Source organism: Burkholderia sp. AU45251, from assembly GCF_030482905.1.
In the GTDB taxonomy this organism is placed as follows: Bacteria; Pseudomonadota; Gammaproteobacteria; order Burkholderiales; family Burkholderiaceae; genus Burkholderia; species Burkholderia aenigmatica.
This window is the reverse complement of sequence record NZ_JAUJQH010000008.1, coordinates 169,182-188,739: the sequence shown is the minus strand read 5'-3', so window position 1 is coordinate 188,739 and position 19,558 is coordinate 169,182. Positions and strand designations below refer to the sequence as shown.

15 protein-coding genes are annotated in these 19,558 nt (G+C 67.6%); 3 read left to right on the top strand and 12 right to left on the bottom strand.

Annotation, left to right across the window (positions count from 1 at the left end; all coding sequences use genetic code 11):
* Positions 1–14: 14 nt before the first annotated feature.
* Together QZM67_RS18590 and QZM67_RS18585 are read right to left on the bottom strand one after the other, a co-directional pair.
* Entirely contained in the window at positions 15–1,121 is a 1,107-nt protein-coding gene (locus tag QZM67_RS18590; RefSeq protein ID WP_011353045.1) for an S-(hydroxymethyl)glutathione dehydrogenase/class III alcohol dehydrogenase, read from the bottom strand.
* A gap of 277 nt (positions 1,122–1,398) precedes the next feature.
* Positions 1,399–2,865, bottom strand: coding sequence for a xylulokinase (locus QZM67_RS18585; RefSeq protein ID WP_301805636.1), 1,467 nt, complete (start codon positions 2,863–2,865; stop codon positions 1,399–1,401).
* A gap of 439 nt (positions 2,866–3,304) precedes the next feature.
* On the opposite strand from QZM67_RS18585, the gene QZM67_RS18580 reads away from it, so the two are divergent.
* On the top strand, positions 3,305–4,681 hold the full coding sequence (locus tag QZM67_RS18580) for a nucleobase:cation symporter-2 family protein (protein ID WP_043190182.1): 1,377 nt from the start codon (positions 3,305–3,307) through the stop codon (positions 4,679–4,681).
* A gap of 359 nt (positions 4,682–5,040) precedes the next feature.
* On the opposite strand, the gene QZM67_RS18575 is transcribed toward QZM67_RS18580, so the two are convergent.
* From QZM67_RS18575 to QZM67_RS18565, 3 genes are read right to left on the bottom strand one after another with little or no spacing between them, the layout of a single operon-like run.
* Positions 5,041–6,564, bottom strand: a complete 1,524-nt coding sequence (locus tag QZM67_RS18575) for an efflux transporter outer membrane subunit (RefSeq protein ID WP_301805633.1) — start codon at positions 6,562–6,564, stop codon at positions 5,041–5,043.
* A complete protein-coding gene (gene bpeB / locus QZM67_RS18570; RefSeq protein ID WP_175022024.1) occupies positions 6,564–9,764 on the bottom strand; it encodes an efflux RND transporter permease BpeB in 3,201 nt (1,066 codons plus the stop codon). Before bpeB ends, QZM67_RS18575 begins: the two co-directional genes overlap by 1 nt.
* Before the next feature lie 15 nt (positions 9,765–9,779).
* Complete coding sequence (locus QZM67_RS18565; protein WP_175022025.1) at positions 9,780–11,057, bottom strand: efflux RND transporter periplasmic adaptor subunit; 1,278 nt, start codon at positions 11,055–11,057, stop codon at positions 9,780–9,782.
* Between the two features lie 401 nt (positions 11,058–11,458).
* Here QZM67_RS18565 and QZM67_RS18560 point away from each other — a divergent pair, with 401 nt between their 5' ends.
* Complete coding sequence (locus QZM67_RS18560) at positions 11,459–12,100, top strand: TetR family transcriptional regulator (RefSeq protein WP_043190193.1); 642 nt, start codon at positions 11,459–11,461, stop codon at positions 12,098–12,100.
* A gap of 88 nt (positions 12,101–12,188) precedes the next feature.
* Here QZM67_RS18560 and QZM67_RS18555 read toward each other — a convergent pair whose 3' ends face one another.
* Positions 12,189–12,866, bottom strand: coding sequence for a cysteine hydrolase family protein (locus QZM67_RS18555; protein ID WP_301805630.1), 678 nt, complete (start codon positions 12,864–12,866; stop codon positions 12,189–12,191).
* Between the two features lie 152 nt (positions 12,867–13,018).
* Here QZM67_RS18555 and QZM67_RS18550 point away from each other — a divergent pair, with 152 nt between their 5' ends.
* On the top strand, positions 13,019–14,032 hold the full coding sequence (locus tag QZM67_RS18550; protein ID WP_301805629.1) for a helix-turn-helix domain-containing protein: 1,014 nt from the start codon (positions 13,019–13,021) through the stop codon (positions 14,030–14,032).
* A gap of 42 nt (positions 14,033–14,074) precedes the next feature.
* On the opposite strand, the gene QZM67_RS18545 is transcribed toward QZM67_RS18550, so the two are convergent.
* From QZM67_RS18545 to QZM67_RS18520, 6 genes are all read right to left on the bottom strand, one after another.
* Positions 14,075–14,782: a CoxG family protein gene (locus tag QZM67_RS18545; RefSeq protein WP_301805627.1), complete on the bottom strand. Its 708-nt coding sequence runs from the start codon at positions 14,780–14,782 to the stop codon at positions 14,075–14,077.
* A gap of 28 nt (positions 14,783–14,810) precedes the next feature.
* Entirely contained in the window at positions 14,811–15,170 is a 360-nt protein-coding gene (locus tag QZM67_RS18540) for a DUF427 domain-containing protein (protein ID WP_301805624.1), read from the bottom strand.
* A gap of 131 nt (positions 15,171–15,301) precedes the next feature.
* Positions 15,302–15,739, bottom strand: a complete 438-nt coding sequence (locus tag QZM67_RS18535) for a carboxypeptidase-like regulatory domain-containing protein (protein ID WP_043190209.1) — start codon at positions 15,737–15,739, stop codon at positions 15,302–15,304.
* A 104-nt stretch (positions 15,740–15,843) separates the two neighbouring features.
* Positions 15,844–17,331, bottom strand: coding sequence for a DegQ family serine endoprotease (locus QZM67_RS18530; protein WP_175022029.1), 1,488 nt, complete (start codon positions 17,329–17,331; stop codon positions 15,844–15,846).
* Between the two features lie 100 nt (positions 17,332–17,431).
* Entirely contained in the window at positions 17,432–18,778 is a 1,347-nt protein-coding gene (locus QZM67_RS18525; RefSeq protein WP_175022030.1) for an ATP-binding protein, read from the bottom strand.
* Positions 18,779–18,781: 3 nt separating this feature from the next.
* Positions 18,782–19,444, bottom strand: a complete 663-nt coding sequence (locus QZM67_RS18520; RefSeq protein ID WP_039360640.1) for a response regulator — start codon at positions 19,442–19,444, stop codon at positions 18,782–18,784.
* Between the last annotated feature and the right edge of the window lie 114 nt (positions 19,445–19,558).

Here is a 19,558-nt window from a genome sequence, read left to right as displayed (position 1 = left end):
CGGTGCGCTCCCGGTCAGTACAGCACGACCGAGCGGATCGACTCGCCGGCCTTCATCAGGTCGAAGCCTTCGTTGATCCGCTCGAGCGGCAGCGTGTGCGTGATCAGGTCGTCGATGTTGATCTTGCCTTCCATGTACCAGTCGACGATCTTCGGCACGTCGGTGCGGCCGCGTGCGCCGCCGAACGCCGAGCCCTTCCACTCGCGACCCGTCACGAGCTGGAACGGACGCGTGCTGATTTCCTCGCCGGCTGCCGCCACGCCGATGATGAACGACTGGCCCCAGCCCTTGTGCGTGCACTCGAGCGCCTGGCGCATCAGCTTCACGTTGCCCACGCACTCGAACGAGTAGTCGGCACCGCCATCGGTCAGCTGCACGATGTGGTCGACCACGTTCTCGACTTCGTTCGGGTTGATGAAGTGCGTCATCCCGAACTTCTTCGCGAGCTCGACGCGCTTCGGGTTGATGTCGACGCCGATGATCTTGTCCGCGCCGACCATCTTCGCGCCCTGGATCACGTTCAGGCCGATCCCGCCGAGGCCGAACACGACGACGTTCGCGCCCGCCTCGACCTTCGCCGAGTACACGACCGCGCCGACACCCGTCGTCACGCCGCAGCCGATGTAGCAGATCTTGTCGAACGGCGCGTCCTCACGCACCTTCGCGACCGCGATTTCCGGCACGACGATGTAGTTCGAGAACGTCGACGTGCCCATGTAGTGGAACAGCGGCTTGCCGTCGAGCGAGAAGCGCGACGTCGCGTCGGGCATCAGCCCCTTGCCCTGCGTCGCGCGGATCTTCTGGCACAGGTTGGTCTTGCGCGACAGGCAGAACTTGCACTCGCGGCATTCGGGCGTGTAGAGCGGAATCACGTGATCGCCCTTGCGCAGGGTGCCGACGCCGGGGCCGACGTCGACCACGACGCCCGCGCCTTCATGGCCGAGGATCGCCGGGAAGATCCCTTCCGGATCGGCTCCCGACAGCGTGTAGTAATCGGTGTGACAGATGCCCGTCGCCTTCACCTCGATCAGCACTTCACCTGCGCGCGGCCCTTCCAGATCGACTTCCTCGATCGTCAGCGGCGCGCCCGCCTTCCATGCAATCGCTGCTTTCGTCTTCATCGTGTGACTCCTGTCTGTGTGTGAGGTCGGCCCGGGTTCGCGCGTCAGCGCTCAGGTCGACCGGCGTGGCGCTCGACCACGAGCGTGCCGGCTTCATGCTTCGCACCGGGTTCCATGCAAAGCTGTCGAAGCCGTGCCGCGCGTCGATCGCGCGCGGCACGGCGAAAGAATCTCGTGCTCGCCATGATGGCCGGTCCCGCCGCGCATCGCGTGCGGGAAACGGTCGCCGGCTTGCCACGATGCGTCATCGCTGACGCAAAAGAACAAGTGTTCGAGTTTAAACGCCCGTCGTGAACCATGCATCCGTTCGCGCATACAGATCGACGAAGCGCGCGTGGCGTGCGACCAGCAAGCGATCGTCGCGCGGCGCGGCAACCGGCGACGCGGCCGGCGCCAGCGCGTGCAGCGCGTCTTCCCGCCAGTGCCCGATCGCGACGCCCGCGAGCAGCGCGGCGCCGCGCGTCGCGGCGTTCGGGCAGTCGATCGCGTGGAGCGACGCGCCCAGTGCGTCGGCCAGCAACTGGCGCCAGCGCGGATCGACCGAGCCGCCGCCCGCGAGACGCAGCGTCGTCACCGGATCGCTGCGATCGGCGTCGCGGATCGCGTCGAGCCCGGCGCGCAACGCGAACGCGACACCTTCGAACGCGGCGCGCATCATCGCGCCGCGCGTGTCGCCGAGCCCGAGGCCGAGCCAGCCGCCACGCGCATCGGGATTCATCCACGGCGAACGCTCGCCCGTCAGGTACGGCAGGAAGCACAGGCGTTCCGACGCGGCCTGGGCAAACGCATCGTCATACGCATCGGCCCACTGCGGGTAGCCGAGCCAGCCGCGCACGGCTTCGAGCGCGAGCCCGACGTTCTGCATCGCGGCCATCGTGTAATAGCCGCCGCCGGCCGCCGCGCGATAGCGATGCAGCCCGCGTCGCGCGGGCGGCAGCGCATCCGCGAGCACGACGATCTGGCCGCCGCTGCCGGTCGTCAGCAGCGCATCGCCGGCGGTGGCAAGCCCGCTGCCGAGCGCCGCGCAGGCGGTGTCGGCCGCGCCGGTCGCCAGCGGCACGCCGGCCGGCAGGCCGAGTGCCGCGGCAGCCGGTGCACCGAGCATGCCGCAGCGCGCGGTCGACGGATGGACCGGTGCGAAGCGGTCCGCCGGCAAGCCGAGCGCGTCGATCAGCGCGAGATCCCATGCACCGTCGGGCGTCGCGAGCGCGGTCGCGCACGCATCGCTCGGATCGGCCGCAACGTCGCCGCCCAGCGCGATGCGCAACCAGTCCTTCGGCTGCACGGCCCAGCGGGCGGCGCGCAGCGCATCGGGTTCGTGCGCGGCCAGCCAGCGCAACAGCGGGCCGGCCATGCCGGGCGCGACGGGATTCGGTGCGACGGGCAGTCCAGCGACCGGCAAACCGGCATCGGGCCAGCCGGCCGTCTCCGCTTCGCGCACCGCGCGCGTGTCGGGCCACAGCAGCGCGGGCCGCACCGGTTGCCCGGCCGCATCGATCAGCACGACGCCATGCATCTGCCCCGAGAACCCGATCGCCGCCACCTGCGCGCGCTCGTCGGCCGGCAGCCGCGCGGCCGCGCGCACGAGCGCCTGCCACCACGTATCGGGCGCGATCTCGGCCCAGCCGGGCTGCGGCGACGACAGCGCATAAGGTTCGCTCGCGACCGCGCGCTCGACACCGTCGGCATCGAGCGTGACGAGTTTGACGGAGCCGGTGCCGAGGTCGATTCCGAGCAGGCGCATGACGTGAGAGCGAATTCGAATGAACGGATGTCGATGATAACGGGATCGCGATGCGCGCCCCGTTTTTTGCCGTCGTCGAAGCAGGTCGAAAGTGCGGTCGCCGGCCGGGTTCCACCCGGCTGCACCTTGCGGGCAAAAGCGGCCGTTCGCGGGTTAACCCGGCACGATTTTTCCCAGGCACTTTTTGCCACTATGCCGCCCGCCCGATACACACCATAAGGCGGCCTATATTTGACATGGGGGCCCGCGCTATTTTGAAGGGCTATAAATCCGGGAAACCTCACTCCTGCGGCAGTTTCCCGATGATCGACACCCTGCTCCATGCCGAATTGGCATATCGAACCAGCAAAGAACGGAATAGAACCCAGCACTCTTGTTGCATGGATTCATTCCGAATAATTTCGTATCACCCCGAAAACAAGATCATGGAGTGAGACAGATGCAATCGAACACGGTCCATCCGTGCGATGAGGTGCTGCCGACCGGCAAGCTGGTAACGCTTGGCCTGCAACACGTCCTCGTCATGTACGCCGGCGCTGTCGCCGTGCCGCTTATCGTCGGCGGCGCGCTCAAGCTGCCGAAAGACCAGATCGCGTTCCTGATCAGCGCCGATCTGTTTTCGTGCGGCATCGCCACGCTGATCCAGACGCTCGGCCTGTGGATCTTCGGGATCCGCCTGCCCGTCATCATGGGCTGCACGTTCGCGGCCGTCGGCCCGATGATCGCGATCGGCACCAACCCCGGCCTCGGCATCCTCGATATCTTCGGCTCGACCATCGCGGCCGGCATCATCGGCATCGTGCTCGCGCCGATGATCGGCAAGCTGTTGCGGTTCTTCCCGCCAGTCGTCGTCGGCACCGTGATCGCCGTGATCGGGCTGTCGCTGATGGAAGTGGGCATCAACTGGGCGGCCGGCGGCGTCGGCAACCCCGAATACGGCAGCCCCGTCTATCTCGGCCTGTCGCTGCTCGTGCTCACGCTGATCCTGCTGATCAACAAGTACGGCCGCGGCTTCCTCGCGAACATCTCGGTGCTGCTCGGCATCGTCGCCGGCTTCGCGATCGCCTTCGCGATCGGCCGCGTGAACACCGACGGCGTGGCGCACGCGCCGTGGGTCGGCTTCGTGATGCCGTTCCACTTCGGCCTGCCGCACTTCGACCCGCTGTCGATCGCGACGATGGTCACGGTGATGTTCGTCACGTTCATCGAATCGACCGGCATGTTCCTCGCGGTCGGCGACATGGTCGATCGTCCGGTCAACCAGGAGCGCCTCGTGCGCGGCCTGCGCGTCGATGGCCTCGGCACGCTGATCGGCGGCATCTTCAATTCGTTCCCGCATACGTCGTTCTCGCAGAACGTCGGCCTGATCGGCGTGACGGGCGTGAAGAGCCGTTTCGTGTGCGCCACCGGCGGCGTGATCCTCGTGCTGCTCGGCCTGTTCCCGAAGATGGCGCAGGTCGTCGCATCGGTGCCGCCGTTCGTGCTTGGCGGCGCGGGCATCGTGATGTTCGGGATGGTCGCGGCGAACGGCATCAAGGTGCTGTCGAAGGTCGACTTCGTGAACAACACGCACAACCTGTTCATCGTCGCCGTGAGCGTCGGCATGGGTCTCGTGCCGGTCGTGTCGCCGCACTTCTTCTCGAAGCTGCCGCCGGCACTCGCCCCGATCCTGCACAGCGGCATCCTGCTGGCATCGGCGACGGCCGTGATCCTGAACATCGTGTTCAACGGCGTGAAAGGCGAAAAGGACGCGCGCTGCGACATCCGCCGCACCGGACACGACTTCGACGGCCGCCCGGCCGACGTGCATCACTGATCGCCACGCGCCGGACGACGGCGCGAAGCGGTAACGAAAAACGCCACGGCATGCCGTGGCGTTTTGCTTTGGGGTGCGGACGACGCTCGGCGATCGGACGGTCCGCCATCGCGCTTGAAGGGTTGCCGCCGACGGCGCGGTACCGGATGCCGGATGGTCGAGCGGCGCGACGTGCCCGACGCAACGGGCTGCACCGGCGTTCGGTGCACGCATCGCCACCCCGCCCGTGTTTGCCCCTCATGACTCGAGCGCACAAAAGAAAACGCCACGGATTTTCATCCGTGGCGTTTTCGTTTCCGCATACTGCCGGTTCGAAGGATAAGCGCGGTAAACCGCGCCTGCCCTTTCCTTGCACTTGCTTACCCGTTCGTCACCGCCGCCGACGCAGGCGCCGGAGCGGCCGCCTTGTCGTAGTCGACCGGTGCATCCGGCGCGCGCGGCGTCTCGCCGGCCCGCTCGATCCACCCGCCGCCCAGCGAACGGTACAGGTTGACCAGGTTGGTCCAGCGGGCCAGACGCGCGTTGATCAGCGACTGCTGCGCGGTGTACAGGTCCGTCTGCGCGGTCAGCACCGACAGGTAACTGTCGACACCGTTCTTGTAACGCAGGTCCGACAGGTCGAAACGTCGCTGCTGCGCGTGCTCGTTGCGCTCCAGCGCCGCGATCTGCTGGTCGTACGTGCCGCGTGCGGCCAGCCCGTCCGCCACGTCGCGGAACGCCGACTGGATCGCCTTCTCGTAGTTTGCGATCTCGATGCGCTTCTGCACGTGTGCAAGATCGAGGTTCGCGATGTTCGCGCCGCCCTCGAAGATCGGCAGCGCGATGTTCGGCGCGAACGACCACGCCGCCGTGCCGGCCTTGAACAGACCGCCCAGCGTCGGGCTCGCCGTGCCGAACGCGGCCGTCAGCGAGATCTTCGGGAAGAACGCCGCGCGTGCCGCACCGATGTTCGCGTTCGCCGCCAGCAGCGACTGCTCGGCCTGCATCACGTCGGGGCGACGCGTCAGCAGGTCGGACGGCAGGCCAGCCGGCACGTCCGTCAGCAGGTTCTGCGCGTCGAGCGGCATGCCCGCCGGCAGATCGTCCGGCAGCGGCTCGCCGATCAGCAGCACCAGATAGTTCAGCGCCTGCGCACGCGCACGCGCCTGCGCCTGCTGGTTCGCCAGCGCCTGCTCGACCACCGTCTGCGCCTGACGCAGCTCGAGCTCGGAGCCCGTGCCGTTGTCGAACTGCAGCTTCGTCAGATCGTACGACGCCTGCGCCGTCTTCAGCGTGTCTTCCGTGACCTTCAGCAGATCGTCGGTCGACAGCAGCGTCAGGTATTGATCGGCCACCTGCGACACCAGCGAGATCTCCGACGCCTGCCGCGCATACGCGGTCGCCAGGTACTGCGCGAGCGCCTGGTCCTTCAGGCTCTGCACGCGGCCGAACAGGTCGAGTTCCCACGACGCCGACAGGCCGACGTTGTAGGTCGTCGTGATGTTCCGGCCCGGCGCCACGGACAGCGCATTCGGCAGGCGCTGACGATTACCGGTACCCGTCGCATCGAGCGTCGGGAACAGGCCCGCGCGCGTGATCTGGTACTGCGCGCGCGCCGCCTCGATGTTCAGCACCGACACGCGCAGGTCGCGGTTGTTCTTCAGCGCGATCTCGATCAGCCGCTGCAGGCGCGGATCGACGAAGAACTCGCGCCAGCCGATGGCGGTCGCCGCCTGGCCGTTCGCGCTGCGCGCGCCGGCCGCACCCGGCTGCGTCGCGTAGACGCCGCCGGCCGGGTACGCCTGCGCGACGGGTGCATCGGGCCGCTTGTAATGCGGCGCCATCGTGCAGCCCGTGGCGAAGAGCGCGACCGCGATTGCAGTCAAAGCGTGTTTTTGCATCATCACTGTCCCTTGTTGCCTTCGTCGCCGTTGCCCGGCTTCTCTTCGTGGTGCGAGTGCTCCTGAGCCAGGCGCAGCGCCTCGTCGACGTCTTCCTTCTCGCCGCTGAAGATCGCGCGGATCTTCACGAAGAACATCGGGATCATGAAGATCGCGAGGAACGTCGCCGTGATCATCCCGCCGATCACGCCCGTACCGATCGCGTGCTGGCTGGCCGAACCCGCGCCATTGCTGATCGCGAGCGGCATCACGCCGAGAATGAACGCGAGCGACGTCATCAGAATCGGACGCAGCCGCAGGCGCGCTGCTTCCAGCGCGGCCTCGATCGGCCCCATCTTCTCCGTCACCTGCAGTTCGCGCGCGAACTCCACGATCAGAATCGCGTTCTTCGCGGACAAGCCCACGGTGGTCAGCAGGCCGACCTGGAAGAACACGTCGTTCTCGAGGCCGCGCATCGTTGCCGCCAGCAGCGCACCGATCACGCCGAGCGGCACCACCATGATCACCGAGAACGGGATCGACCAGCTTTCATACAGCGCCGCGAGACACAGGAACACGACGAGGATCGAGATCGCGTACAGGATCGGCGCCTGCGAGCCGGACTGGATTTCCTGGAACGACAGGCCGGTCCACGAATAGCCGATACCGACCGGCAGCTTCTTCGCGAGCCCTTCCATCGCGGCCATCGCCTGACCGGTCGACTTGCCCGGTGCGGCCTGACCCTGGATTTCCATCGCCGACACACCGTTGTAGCGCTCGAGCTTCGGCGAACCGTACGTCCAGTGACCGGTCGCGAACGAGCTGAACGGCACCATCCCGCCCGACCCGTTGCGCACGTACCAGATGTTCAGGTCTTCCGGCGTCATCCGGAACGGTGCGTCTGCCTGCACGTAGACCTTCTTGATCCGGCCGTCGGTATCCAGGAAGTTGTTCACGTACTTCGACGCCCATGCGATCGAGAACGTCTGATCGATCGCATCCGCCGTCACGCCGAGCGCGTTCGCCTTCTCGCGATCGATGTCGACCTTGTACTGCGGCGTATCGTTCAGGCCGTTCGGACGCACGCCCTGCAGCGTCGGATCCTTCGAGGCCATCCCGAGCAGCTGGTTACGCGCGGCCATCAGTGCATCGTGGCCGAGACCCGCGTTGTCCGTCAGCTCGAAGTCGAAGCCGGCAGCCGTACCGAGTTCAGGAATCGACGGCGGGTTGAACGGGATCACGATCGCGTCCTTGTAGCCCGCGTAGCGCCCGAACATCCGGCCGATCAGCGCCTGCACCTTCTGGTTCGCATGCTGACGCTGCGAGTAGTCCTTCAGGCGCACGAACACGAGACCGGAGTTCTGGCCGCGGCCCGCGAAGCTGAAGCCGTTGACCGTGAACGCCGATTCGACGATTTCCTTCTCGTCCTTCAACAGGTAGTCGGAAATGTTCGCGAGCGTCTTCGCGGTCGTTTCCTGCGTCGAGCCCGACGGCGTCTGCACGATCACGAACATCAGGCCCTGGTCTTCATCCGGCAGGAACGACTTCGGCAGGCGCACGAACAGCAGGCCGACCGCGACGATCACGACCAGGTAGATGATGAGCCAGCGGCCCGACCGCTTGATCACGTGGTGCACGCCGACGTGGTACTTGTCGCGGCTGTTGTTGAACGTGCGGTTGAACCAGCCGAAGAAGCCCTTCTTCTCTTCGTGATGCCCTTGCGGGATCGGCTTGAGGATCGTCGCGCACAGTGCCGGCGTCAGAATCAACGCGACGAGCACCGACAGCACCATCGCCGACACGATCGTCAGCGAGAACTGACGATAGATCGCGCCGACCGACCCGCCGGAGAACGCCACCGGCACGAACACCGCCGACAGCACGAGCGCCACGCCGACGAGTGCGCCGGTGATCTGGCCCATCGCCTTGCGGGTCGCCTCCTTCGGTGACAGGCCCTCTTCCGCCATCACCCGCTCGACGTTCTCCACCACCACGATCGCATCGTCCACCAGCAGGCCGATCGCGAGCACGAGGCCGAACATCGACAGCGTGTTGATCGAGAAGCCCACCATCGACATGATCGCGAACGTGCCGAGCAACACGACCGGCACCGCGATCGTCGGGATGATCGTCGCCCGCAGGTTCTGCAGGAACAGATACATCACGAGGAACACCAGCACGATACCTTCGAGCAGCGTCTTGACCACTTCCTCGATCGACAGCTTCACGAACGGCGTCGTGTCGTACGGGTACTTCACGACGAGGCCGTGCGGGAAGAACGGTGCCAGTTCGTCGATCTTCGCGCGCACGGCCTTCGCGGTTGCGAGCGCGTTCGCGTTGGTTGCGAGCTGGATACCGAGTGCCGCGGTCGGCTGACCGTTGTACTTCGTGTCGAAGTTGTAGTTTTCGCCGCCGAGTTCGATCTTCGCGACATCCTTCAGGCGAACCTGCGAGCCGTCCTGGTTGACCTTCAGCAGGATGTTGCCGAACTGCTCGGGCGTCTGCAGCAGCGTCGATTCGGTGATCGTCGCCTGCAGCATGGTGCCCGGTGTGGCCGGCGTGCCGCCGATCTGGCCGCCTGCGATCTGCACGTTCTGTGCGGCGATCGCGGTCGACACGTCGACCGGCGTGAGGCCGTAGTTCGTCAGGCGGTTCGAATCGAGCCAGACCCGCATCGCGTACTGCGAGCCGAACAGTGTGACGGTACCGACGCCGTTCAACCGGCTGATCGGATCCTTCACGTGCGACGCCACGAAGTTCGCGAGGTCGTACTTGTTCATGCTGCCGTCTTCGGAGTTGAAGGCGAGCACCAGCAAGAAGCTGCTGCTCGACTTCGTCACCGAAAGACCGAGCTGCTGCACGACCTGCGGCAGAATCGGCGTCGCGAGCGACAGCTTGTTCTGCACCTGAACCTGCGCGATGTCGGCGTTGGTACCCGGCGCGAAGGTCAGCGTGATCGTCGCGTTGCCCGAGTCATCGCTGGTCGACGACATGTACAGGAAGTTGTCGAGACCGCTCATCTGCTGCTCGATCACCTGCGTCACCGTGTCTTCCACCGTCTTCGCGGAAGCGCCCGGGTAGTTCGCGGTGATCTGGATCGATGGCGGCGCGATCGTCGGATACTGCGAGATCGGCAGCGTGAAGATCGCCGCAACCCCGGCCAGCATCAGGATGATGGCGATCACCCACGCGAAGATCGGGCGATCGATAAAAAACTTTGCCATGAAACAGGCTCCCTGTTATTGCGCGCTCGAAGCAGCGGCAGCACTCGCCGGCGCAGCGCCCGATGCGGCAGCACCGGAAGCGGCAGCGGCGCCGGAACCGGCGGCAGCCGGCGCGGCGGTGGCGGCAGCCGCACCCGGTGCGGCATTGGCCGCCGGGGCGAGCTGCGCGGGGACCGTCTTCACGGTCGCACCCGGGCGCACCTTGTCGACGCCCTGCACGATCACGTGATCGCCCGCTTCCAGACCGCCTTCGACGATCCAGTTCGCGCCTTGCATGCCCGTCGTCTTCAGCGGGCGCGGCTCGACCTTGTTGCCGGCGTTCACCACCATCGCGATCGCCTGGCCCTTCTGGTCATGCGTGACGCCGATCTGCGGCACCAGGAACGCGTTCTCGTTCACGCCTTCCTCGATCCGTGCACGCACGAACATGCCCGGCAGCAGCACGCGGCCCGGGTTCGGGAACACCGCGCGGATCGTCACCGAACCGGTGGTCTGGTCGACCGTCACGTCCGAGAACTGCAGCTTGCCCGGCTCCGAATAGGTCTTGCCGTCTTCCAGGATCAGCGACACCTTCGCGGCGCCCGGGCCGCTCGTCTTCAGGCGGCCGCTCTGCACGTCCTGGCGCAGCTTCAGGCCCTCGAGGCTCGACTGCGTGAGGTCCACATACACCGGGTCGAGCTGCTGGACCGTCGACATCAGCGTCGCCTGGCTTGCCTGCACGTACGCGCCCGGCGTCACCTGCGAGATGCCGACGCGGCCGGTGATCGGCGACACGACATCGGTATAGCCGAGGTTGATCTGCGCGGTATCGACCGCTGCCTTGCCGGCCGCGACGTCTGCCGCGGCCTGGCCTTGCGTGGCCACCGCGTTGTCGTAGTCCTGCTTGCTGACCGCGTTCGCGGCCACCAGCACCTTGTAGCGCGCGACCAGCGCATTCTGCGTGACGAGGTTCGCCTGCGCCTTCGCGAGCGTCGCCTTCGCGCTGTTCAGCGCGGCGACGTACGGCGCCGGGTCGATCTTGTAGAGGCGCTGACCGGCCTTGACGTCGGTGCCTTCGGTGAATTCACGGCGCAGCACGATGCCGTCGACCCGTGCGCGGACCTGCGCGACGAGGAACGCACTGGTGCGGCCCGGCAGGTCGGTGAAGACCGGTACGGTTTGCGGCTGGACAGTGACGACGCCAACTTCCGGCGTTTGCGGCGGCGGTGCCGATTCTTTCTTCCCGCACGCGGCCAGGAAAACGGCGGCCGTCGCGACAGTGATTAAGCGGTATGGAACCCGTTCGACGCGCATGGAGCGACCTCTGTGTATAACCAATGGAATAAGTGCCGCACCCGACCGGAGGGAGCGCAACACGGATGCGCCTCACGGCGCAGATCGAACACCTGAATTACTGGACTGCTAGATACAGCAAGCGGCACGAAACCTCCGTGCCAACAGGTTGCCCCGCACTGCGGACTGGTACTTTGGCGGGAATCAGCAGAGTGGGATATTAACTGATTGCCACTTGGGTCATTCGATCGTAGGGTGGTATTGTATATACATTCATGAATGTATGTAAAAAGCCCGTTTATGCCCAGCCGACTGTCCAGTCTTACGAATTGTTACCAGTCGCAAGCATAGCCCGTCTCCCAGACGGCGACGAGGGTTGCAGACCCTATATTCACCTACGATCGATCCAATCAGGCCTGCACATGGTCAGACGTACCAAGGAGGAGGCGCTCGAGACGCGCAATCGCATTCTCGACGCCGCCGAACACGTGTTCTTCGAGAAGGGCGTATCGCACACGTCGCTCGCGGACATCGCCCAGCACGCCGGCGTGACGCGCGGCGCAATCTACTGGCATTTCGCGAACAAGAGCGAACTGTTCGACGCGATGTTCGACCGCGTGTTTCTGCCGATCGACGAACTGAAGCGGATGCCGCTCGACGCGCCGGGCGGCAATCCGCTGGAGAAGATCCGCCAGATCCTGATCTGGTGCCTGCTCGGCGTGCAGCGCGACGCGCAGTTGCGCCGCGTGTTCAGCATCCTGTTCATGAAGTGCGAGTACGTCGCGGACCTGGAGCCGCTGCTGCAGCGCAACCGCGCAGGGATGAGCGAGGCGCTGCACGCGATCGACGCCGATCTCGCGGCGGCCGTGCGGCTCAAGCTGCTGCCCGAGCGGCTCGATACGTGGCGTGCGACGCTGATGCTGCACACGCTCGTCAGCGGTTTCGTGCGCGACACGCTGATGCTGCCCGACGAGATCGATGGCGAGCGGCATGCGGAAAAGCTCGTCGACGGCTGTTTCGACATGCTGCGCTACAGCCCGGCGATGCTGAAGGACGACGACTGACCGCGTGACGCGCGTTCGCCCGCGGCTTTCGTTTCATCGGGCGGCGCGGCAACCTCGCCAACGCGCCGCCCCCTCCTCCCCGCCCGGTTCAGGCCGCCTTCGCGCGCTGCGCGCGGGCCCGCCGATTCGACGCGGCGACCGAATCGCGCTTCGGTATCGGCGCGCCGGCCAGTCCCGCGATCCACGCATCGGTCGACATCACGGCCGCGAAATTCGACTGGAACACCACCCCGTACGCGCGGTGAATCTCCTCGGCGCTCGCCGCGCCCGCTTCGTTCTCGTACGGCAGTGCGCCCGTCGCGTCATCGAGGTACTCGACATTCAGCCCCGCGTGCGCCGCGTGATAGACCGTTGCCGCATTGCAGTTGTGCGTCATGTAGCCGGCCACCGCGAGCGTGTCGATCCCGTGCGCCTCGAGCCACTCGGCAAGGTCGGTCCCGGCAAACGAGCTGGCCTGCTGCTTCTCGATCAGGTGCGCGTACGGCCGGCCGGCGACCACCGCGTGCAGTGCGACGCCGTCGGAGCCGGGCGCGAAGATCGGCGCACCGGCCGGTGCGACGTGCTGGACGACGATCACCGGCACGCCGGCCGCATGCGCGGCATCGATCGCGCGGCCGATGTTTGCGAGCGACACGTCGAGCGGCGGGTATTCGATCGGCAGGTTGCCCGTCACGTACTCGTTCTGGACGTCGATCACGATCAGCGCGCGGCGGGAAGTCGGGTGGGAAACGGAATGGGCAGCGGAATGCGGGACGGCGTTCGACATGGCGGGCTCCTGGTCCGGGGGCGCGGCCCCGCCCCGAAACGGGACGGCCAGCGGCGCGATGCGATGCATTGTCGGCGCGCATCGCTCGCGCGGACAGTGGCCCGATAGCCATTCTTCGATAAAATCGGGCCATCGCCATTCCGGAGCCCGCCATGACCGCCGCCTCGTCCACCCGGCCCGCCTCGCCCGTTCCGACCGTCGTTGCCGTGATCGCGTACGACGGCATCAGCCCGTTCCACCTGTCGGTGCCGTCCGTCGTGTTCGGCAAGGAACGCGATGCGGCCGCGTCGCCCGTATTCGAGTTCCGTGTCTGCTCGGCCGAACGCGGCCCGCTGTCGACGACCGGCGGCTTCACGATCACCGCGCCATACGGGCTCGACGGGCTCGACGACGCGGACATCGTCATCGTGCCGGCGTGGCGCGATCCGGACGAAGCGCCACCCGACGTGCTGGTCGACGCGGTCCGCGCGGTCGCCGCGCGTGGCGCGCAGCTCGTCGGGCTGTGCCTCGGCGCCTACGTGCTCGCCGCGGCCGGCCTGCTCGACGGCCGCCCGGCCACCACGCACTGGGCATGGGCCGACGACTTCGCGCAACGCTTTCCACGCGTGAAGCTCGATCCGGACGTGCTGTACGTGGACGACGGCAACCTGATGACGTCGGCCGGCACGGCCGCGGGGCTCGACTGCTGCCTGCACGTCGTGCGGCGGCGCTTCGGCTCGGACGCCGCGAACCAGATCGCGCGCCGCCTCGTAATCCCGCCGCACCGCCAGGGCGGGCAGGCGCAATACGTGCCGCAACCGGTCGCCGCGCACCCGCGCGACGCGCGGCTCGCGGGCCTGCTCGACTGGGTACGCGCCCACCTCGACGCCGCGCACAGCGTCGATTCGCTCGCCGAACGCGTGTTGATGAGCCGGCGCACGTTCACGCGCCACTTCCGCCAGGCAACCGGTACGACCGTCACCGCGTGGCTGCAGGCCGAGCGGCTCGCGCGTGCGCAGCATCTGCTGGAAACCACCGGGCAGTCGATCGATGCGATCGCGCAGGCGGCCGGCTACGGGTCGAGCGTGTCGCTGCGCCAGCATTTCGCGGGCGCGCTCGGCACCTCGCCGTCCGCGTATCGAAGGGAATTTCGCGGCGCCGGAGCCGGCGCCGATGTCGTGCGGTAACGCGCGCGGCGGGCGGGCCTTGCTGCGGAACCGTCCGGCCGTTCAGCCGCCGTTGATCCAGCGCGCCGCGTAAAGCAGCAGCGCGACGAAGACGATCATCGCGGCCCAGCCCCAGACGGGCACCGTGCCGGAGCCGCGATGCGGGAGCGCGCTGGCGGCGCGCCCGGTCAGCGCGCCACCGAGGTGCGGCGGCAACGCACGCTTCGTCGCGGCCACCAGCGCCGCCGGCCGCAGGAACACATGCTGGCGCCGCGGCGCGGCCGAGCGTGCGCGATTCGGTGCGAGGCCGTGCTTCGCCTGGACGACCGCGCAGAATTCGCGGAAGAAATCGTCGGTCCATTCGCGCAGCGTATTTTCGATCTGCCGCCCCGGCAGCTCGGTGAGCGGGCCGCTCGCTGTCACCCAGACCACGTACTCGATGCGCGTGGCGTTCGCGTCGTCATCCGGCATCAGCACGAGTTCGACCTGACCGCGCAGCGCGCCGAGCCCGTCGGCCCGCGCCTTGAAGTTGAGCACGCGGCGCGGCTGCCCTTCCGCGTCGCCCTGCTCGGCGGCCGCATGCGCCCGCACGTCGTAGCGGCCACGCAGCGGGCCGAGCGGCACCGTGATCGTCAGCGCGAACTCGCCATGCGCATGCTTCTCGAAGGATTCGCAATGCTCGAAGCTCGCGCGCAGCAACGCGAGATCCTCGAACGCCTCCTGTACGACAGGCGGCGCGAGCGGTACGCGTAATGTGTCGTTCAGTTCCATGACGCCTCCCCGATGAACGCGCGCCGCATCAGGACGTCTCGACGAGACTGTCGATCCGTGCGGCGTCGAAGGCGACGTAGTGCGCGAGCGCCGACGCGGCCTCCTCCGGTTCCTCGTAACTCCATGCGGCGTTTTCGATCACGCCGTCTTCCGTCTGCAAGTCGAAGTGCACGGCCCGGCCCCTGAACGGACAGGCCGACGTGACGCCCGATTTCACGAGCCGGCGCATGTTGACGTCGCCGCGCGGCAGGTAGTGGGTGTCCGGCAGGCCCGTTTCGCGCACGGTCAACGCGCCGTGCGAATCGGCGTACGTGATGCCGCGATGGATCACGCGCACGCGATGGCGGTTCGGCACGATTTCGAGACGAGGGTCGGCTGCATCGGACATCGTTTCTCCTTGGGGCGGCCCGGCCAGGCCGGACTCAGGAAACGAAAAAGCCACGGCACGCGTGCCGTGGCTTTCATTATGGGCGAAACCGCTGCCAAATGCGCGACCCCGGCCGGGGCGCGCGCGGCGGGCTACTGGGCGCTCCACTGGAATGCGGTTTTCGCGCCGCCCTTCGCGCCGACCGTGACGGCGCGGGATTCCTCATTGCCCTGGTACGACGCGTGCACGGTATAGCGGCCCGGCGGCACCTTCACGAGCATGTACGGCCCGCGCGCGTCGGTCTTCAGCACCTCATCGCCCTTACCGTCGACGATCCGCACATGGACGTCGGCCAGGAACTCGCCGCCTTTGCCGGTGAACCGCAGCGCCAGTGGCCACATCGGCTCGTTGCGCTGGAACGCCGTCGATTCGTCCTGCCCGACGCCGCCGGACACGAAGGTGACGTCGCCCTGCTGGCGCGCGGCGGGCAAGCCGTCCGACTGCGCGTACGCGCCGGTCGCACCGGCTGCGAGGCCGGCGACCAGCGCCGCGGCGACGGCAAATCGGGACACGTTGCGTAGATATTGCATGGCTCCCTCCTTGGGGTCGGAACACATACAGGGCGCAGCGTCACGCGTTCGAACGGCGGCGGCGCCCGCCGCGGCCGGCCTGGCCGGCCGTCGGCCGTGGCCGGTCAGCTCAGGTCGACCGGCACGAAGATCTGTGCATTATCGCGCTGGATCAGTAGAGCAAGACTGTTGCCCGCGCCCTTGACCGCGTCGCGCAACTGCTCGGGGCTCGTGACCGGGCGGCCGTTGACCGCGAGGATCACGTCGCCGGGCTGGATGCCCGCGTTGGCGGCCGGCCCGCCGGCCTGCTGCACGATCAGGCCGTGCGACAGGTTGTCGGCGCTGCGCTCCTGCGGCGACAGCGGACGTACCGCGACACCCAGGCGCCCCTGCTCGACCGGACCGCCGTCATTCGACGCGAGCTTCGCGTCGGCCATCGCGCCGAGCGTCACGCTGATCGTCTTCTTCGACTTGTCGCGCCAGATCTGCAGGTCGGCCTTCGAACCCGGCTTCAGGTTCGCGATCTGCGCGGGCAGCGACGTCGAATCGGCAACGGGCGAGCCGTTGACCGACAGGATCACGTCGCCCGGCTGCAGGCCGGCCTTCGCGGCCGGGCCGTTCGAATCGACCGAGCTGACGAGCGCGCCGTCCGGCTTCTGCAGGCCGAACGAGCTCGCGAGCGTCTGGTTCAGCCCCTGCACGGCGACGCCGAGGCGGCCGCGGCTCACGTGGCCCGTCTTCACGAGTTCGTCCTTGACCTTGATCGCCTCGTTGATCGGGATCGCGAACGACAGACCCTGGAAGCCGCCCGTCTGCGAGTAGATCATCGAGTTGATGCCAATCACCTCGCCCTGCAGGTTGAACAGCGGGCCGCCCGAGTTGCCGGGGTTCACCGGCACGTCGGTCTGGATGAACGGCGTGTAGTTCTCGTCCGGCAGCGCGCGCGACTTCGCGCTGATGATGCCCGACGTGACCGTGTTGTCGAAGCCGTACGGCGAACCGATCGCGACGACCCACTGGCCGACCTTGCTCTGCGCCGGGTCGCCGATCTTCACGGTCGGCAGGCCGCTCGCGTCGATCTTCAGCACCGCGACGTCGGACTGCTTGTCCGCGCCGACGACCTTCGCCTTGTATTCGCGCTTGTCGGTCAGCTTGACCGTGACGACGTTCGCGCCGTCGATCACGTGCGCATTGGTGAGGATGTACCCGTCGGAGCTGATGACGAACCCGGAACCGAGGCTCGCGCTCGGCTGGTCGTCCGGCTGCGCGTCGCCGCCCATGCCCGGCACCTGGCCGTAGAAGTGCTTGAAGAACTGGTAGAACGGGTCGCTCGGATCGATCGGCAGTTGCGGCTGCTGCTGCACGCGTCGCGACACCTGCTTCACGACATGCTTCGCGCTGATGTTCACGACCGCGGGGCCGTAGGTCTCGACGAGCCCGGAGAAATCGGGGATGCCGGTCTTGGCGGCCGCTTCGGCCGGCATCAGCGCGGCGGCCTGCGCCGGCGTGATGATCTGCGGATCGGCACGGTGGGTGCCGGCGACATAAGCGGCGGACAGGGCGGCCGCCACGGCGACCGCGACGGCGCCGCGCGCAAGGAATCGGGTGTTCATCGTAGGACCTCCTCTTTGTTAGGACGCAGCGTAACGACCCTGACTTAAAGGAGGCTTAATCAGCCCTAAGCGGCTGCCGACGCCCTTCCGGCACCGTTCTTCACACGGATTCGGACGGCTGTGGCGCCTCGGCCCGCATCTCCGCGTCGCGGAACACGACGCTGACGAGCAGGCCGCCCGCGGCCGCGTCGCCGAGCGACACCGTCGCGCCCTGCTGAGCGGCCACGCGCTTGACGATCGCGAGCCCGAGCCCGCTGCCCGACACGTCGGTGCGCGCTCGCGCGGAGCTGTCGCGGTAGAAGCGGTCGAACACGCGCTCGCGCTCGTCGGCCGGAATGCCGGGCCCGCTGTCGCCGATCTGCACGCATGCGCGGCCGGCCGCGTCGCGGGTCAGCGACACGTCGATGCGGCCGCCGTCCGGCGTGTACTTCACCGCGTTGTCGAGCAGGTTGCCGAACATCACGCGCAGCGCGCCGACGTCCGCGACGACGCTCGCCGCGCGCGTTTCCTCGAAGCCGAGATCGATGTCGCGCCGCTGCGCGAGCGGCGCAAGCGCGGCCACGCATTCGGCGAGCAGCCCCTGCAGGTCGACCGGCTCACGCATCGTCGCGCCATCCGGCTCGGCGCGTGCGAGCGCAAGCAGCTGCTCCGTGAGACGCGTCGCACGCGATACGCCATCCTGGAGATCCGCGACCGCCTCGCGGCGCGATGCATCGTCCTTCGCGCGGGCGACGAGCTGCGCCTGGATCTGCACCGCCGCGAGCGGCGTGCGCAGTTCGTGCGCGGCGTCGGCCACGAAGGCCTTCTGCGTGTCGAGCGCGGCCGACAGCCGCGCGAGCAGCCCGTTCAGCGCCCGTACGAGCGGCTGCACCTCGAGCGGCAGGCGCGCATCGGGCAGCGGATCGAGCGCTTCCGGCCGGCGTGCCTCGACCGCGCGCGTCACGCGGCCAAGCGGCGCGAGCCCGCGCCCGACGATCACCCACACGGCCGCGCCGAGGAACGGCAGCAGCACGATCAGCGGCCACAGCGTGCGCAGCGCGACGTTCGCCGCGAGCCGGTTGCGCACCGACAGCGGCTGCGCGAGCTGCACGACGTTGTCGCCGACGATCGCACCGTACACGCGCCATTCGCCGCGGTCGGTGCGCTCGGTCGAGAAGCCGAGCTCCGCGCGCGGCGCGATCGGCGCACGCGGATGCGAGAAGTACATCAGCACGCCGTTGCGGTTCCAGATCTGGATCACGATGCCTTCGTCGCCGTTGGTGCGCGAGCCGAACACCTGCGAGAACGGCTCGGACGGCAAGGCCGCGGCGATTTCCTGCAACTGGTAGTCGAACAGCTCGTTCGCCTCGGCGAGCGCCTGCCGGTAGATGAGCCAGCCCGCGATACCCACGCCCGCGACGACGATCGCGAGCAGCCAGATCAGCAATTGATGACGAATCGACCTCACGCGTCAGCTTTCCTTGACGACCATGTAGCCGAGCCCGCGCACGTTGCGGATCAGGTCCGAGCCGAGCTTCTTGCGCAGCGCGTGGATGTAGACCTCGACCGTGTTGCTGCCGATCTCCTCGCCCCAGCCGTACATCTTCTCCTCGAGCTGGCTCTTCGACAGCACCGCGCCGGGCCGTGCGAGCAGCGCCTCGAGCAGCGCGAACTCGCGCGCGGACAGCGCGACGGGCACGCCGTCGAGCGTCACCTGGTGCGAAGCGGGATCGAGCGTCAGCGCGCCGTGGCGGATCAGCGATTCGCTGCGCCCGGCCTGGCGGCGGATCAGCGCGCGCATCCGCGCGCCCAGTTCATCGAGGTCGAACGGCTTGACGAGGTAATCGTCGGCGCCCGCGTCGAGCCCTTTCACGCGATCGGCCACCGCGTCGCGCGCGGTGACGATCAGCACCGGCAGCGCCAGCCCGCGCGCGCGCAGCGTGCGCAGCACATCGATGCCGTCGCGCTTCGGCAAGCCGAGATCGAGCAGCAGCAGGTCGTACGTCTCGCCGCCGAGCGCCGTCAGCGCGGCGTCGCCGTCCTGCACCCAGTCGACCGCAAAGCCGTCCGAGCGCAGCGCCTTGCGCACGCCTTCGGCAATCATTCGATCATCTTCGACAAGCAGAATCCGCATCGGGACAGGCATCCATCGGGCGAGTGAAACACGGCGACCATTGTAGCGCCGCGAATCGCGTGCGCGGCACGGTGCAATGCAACAGAAAGGCGGATTGCAAGGGGCCTGTCCGGA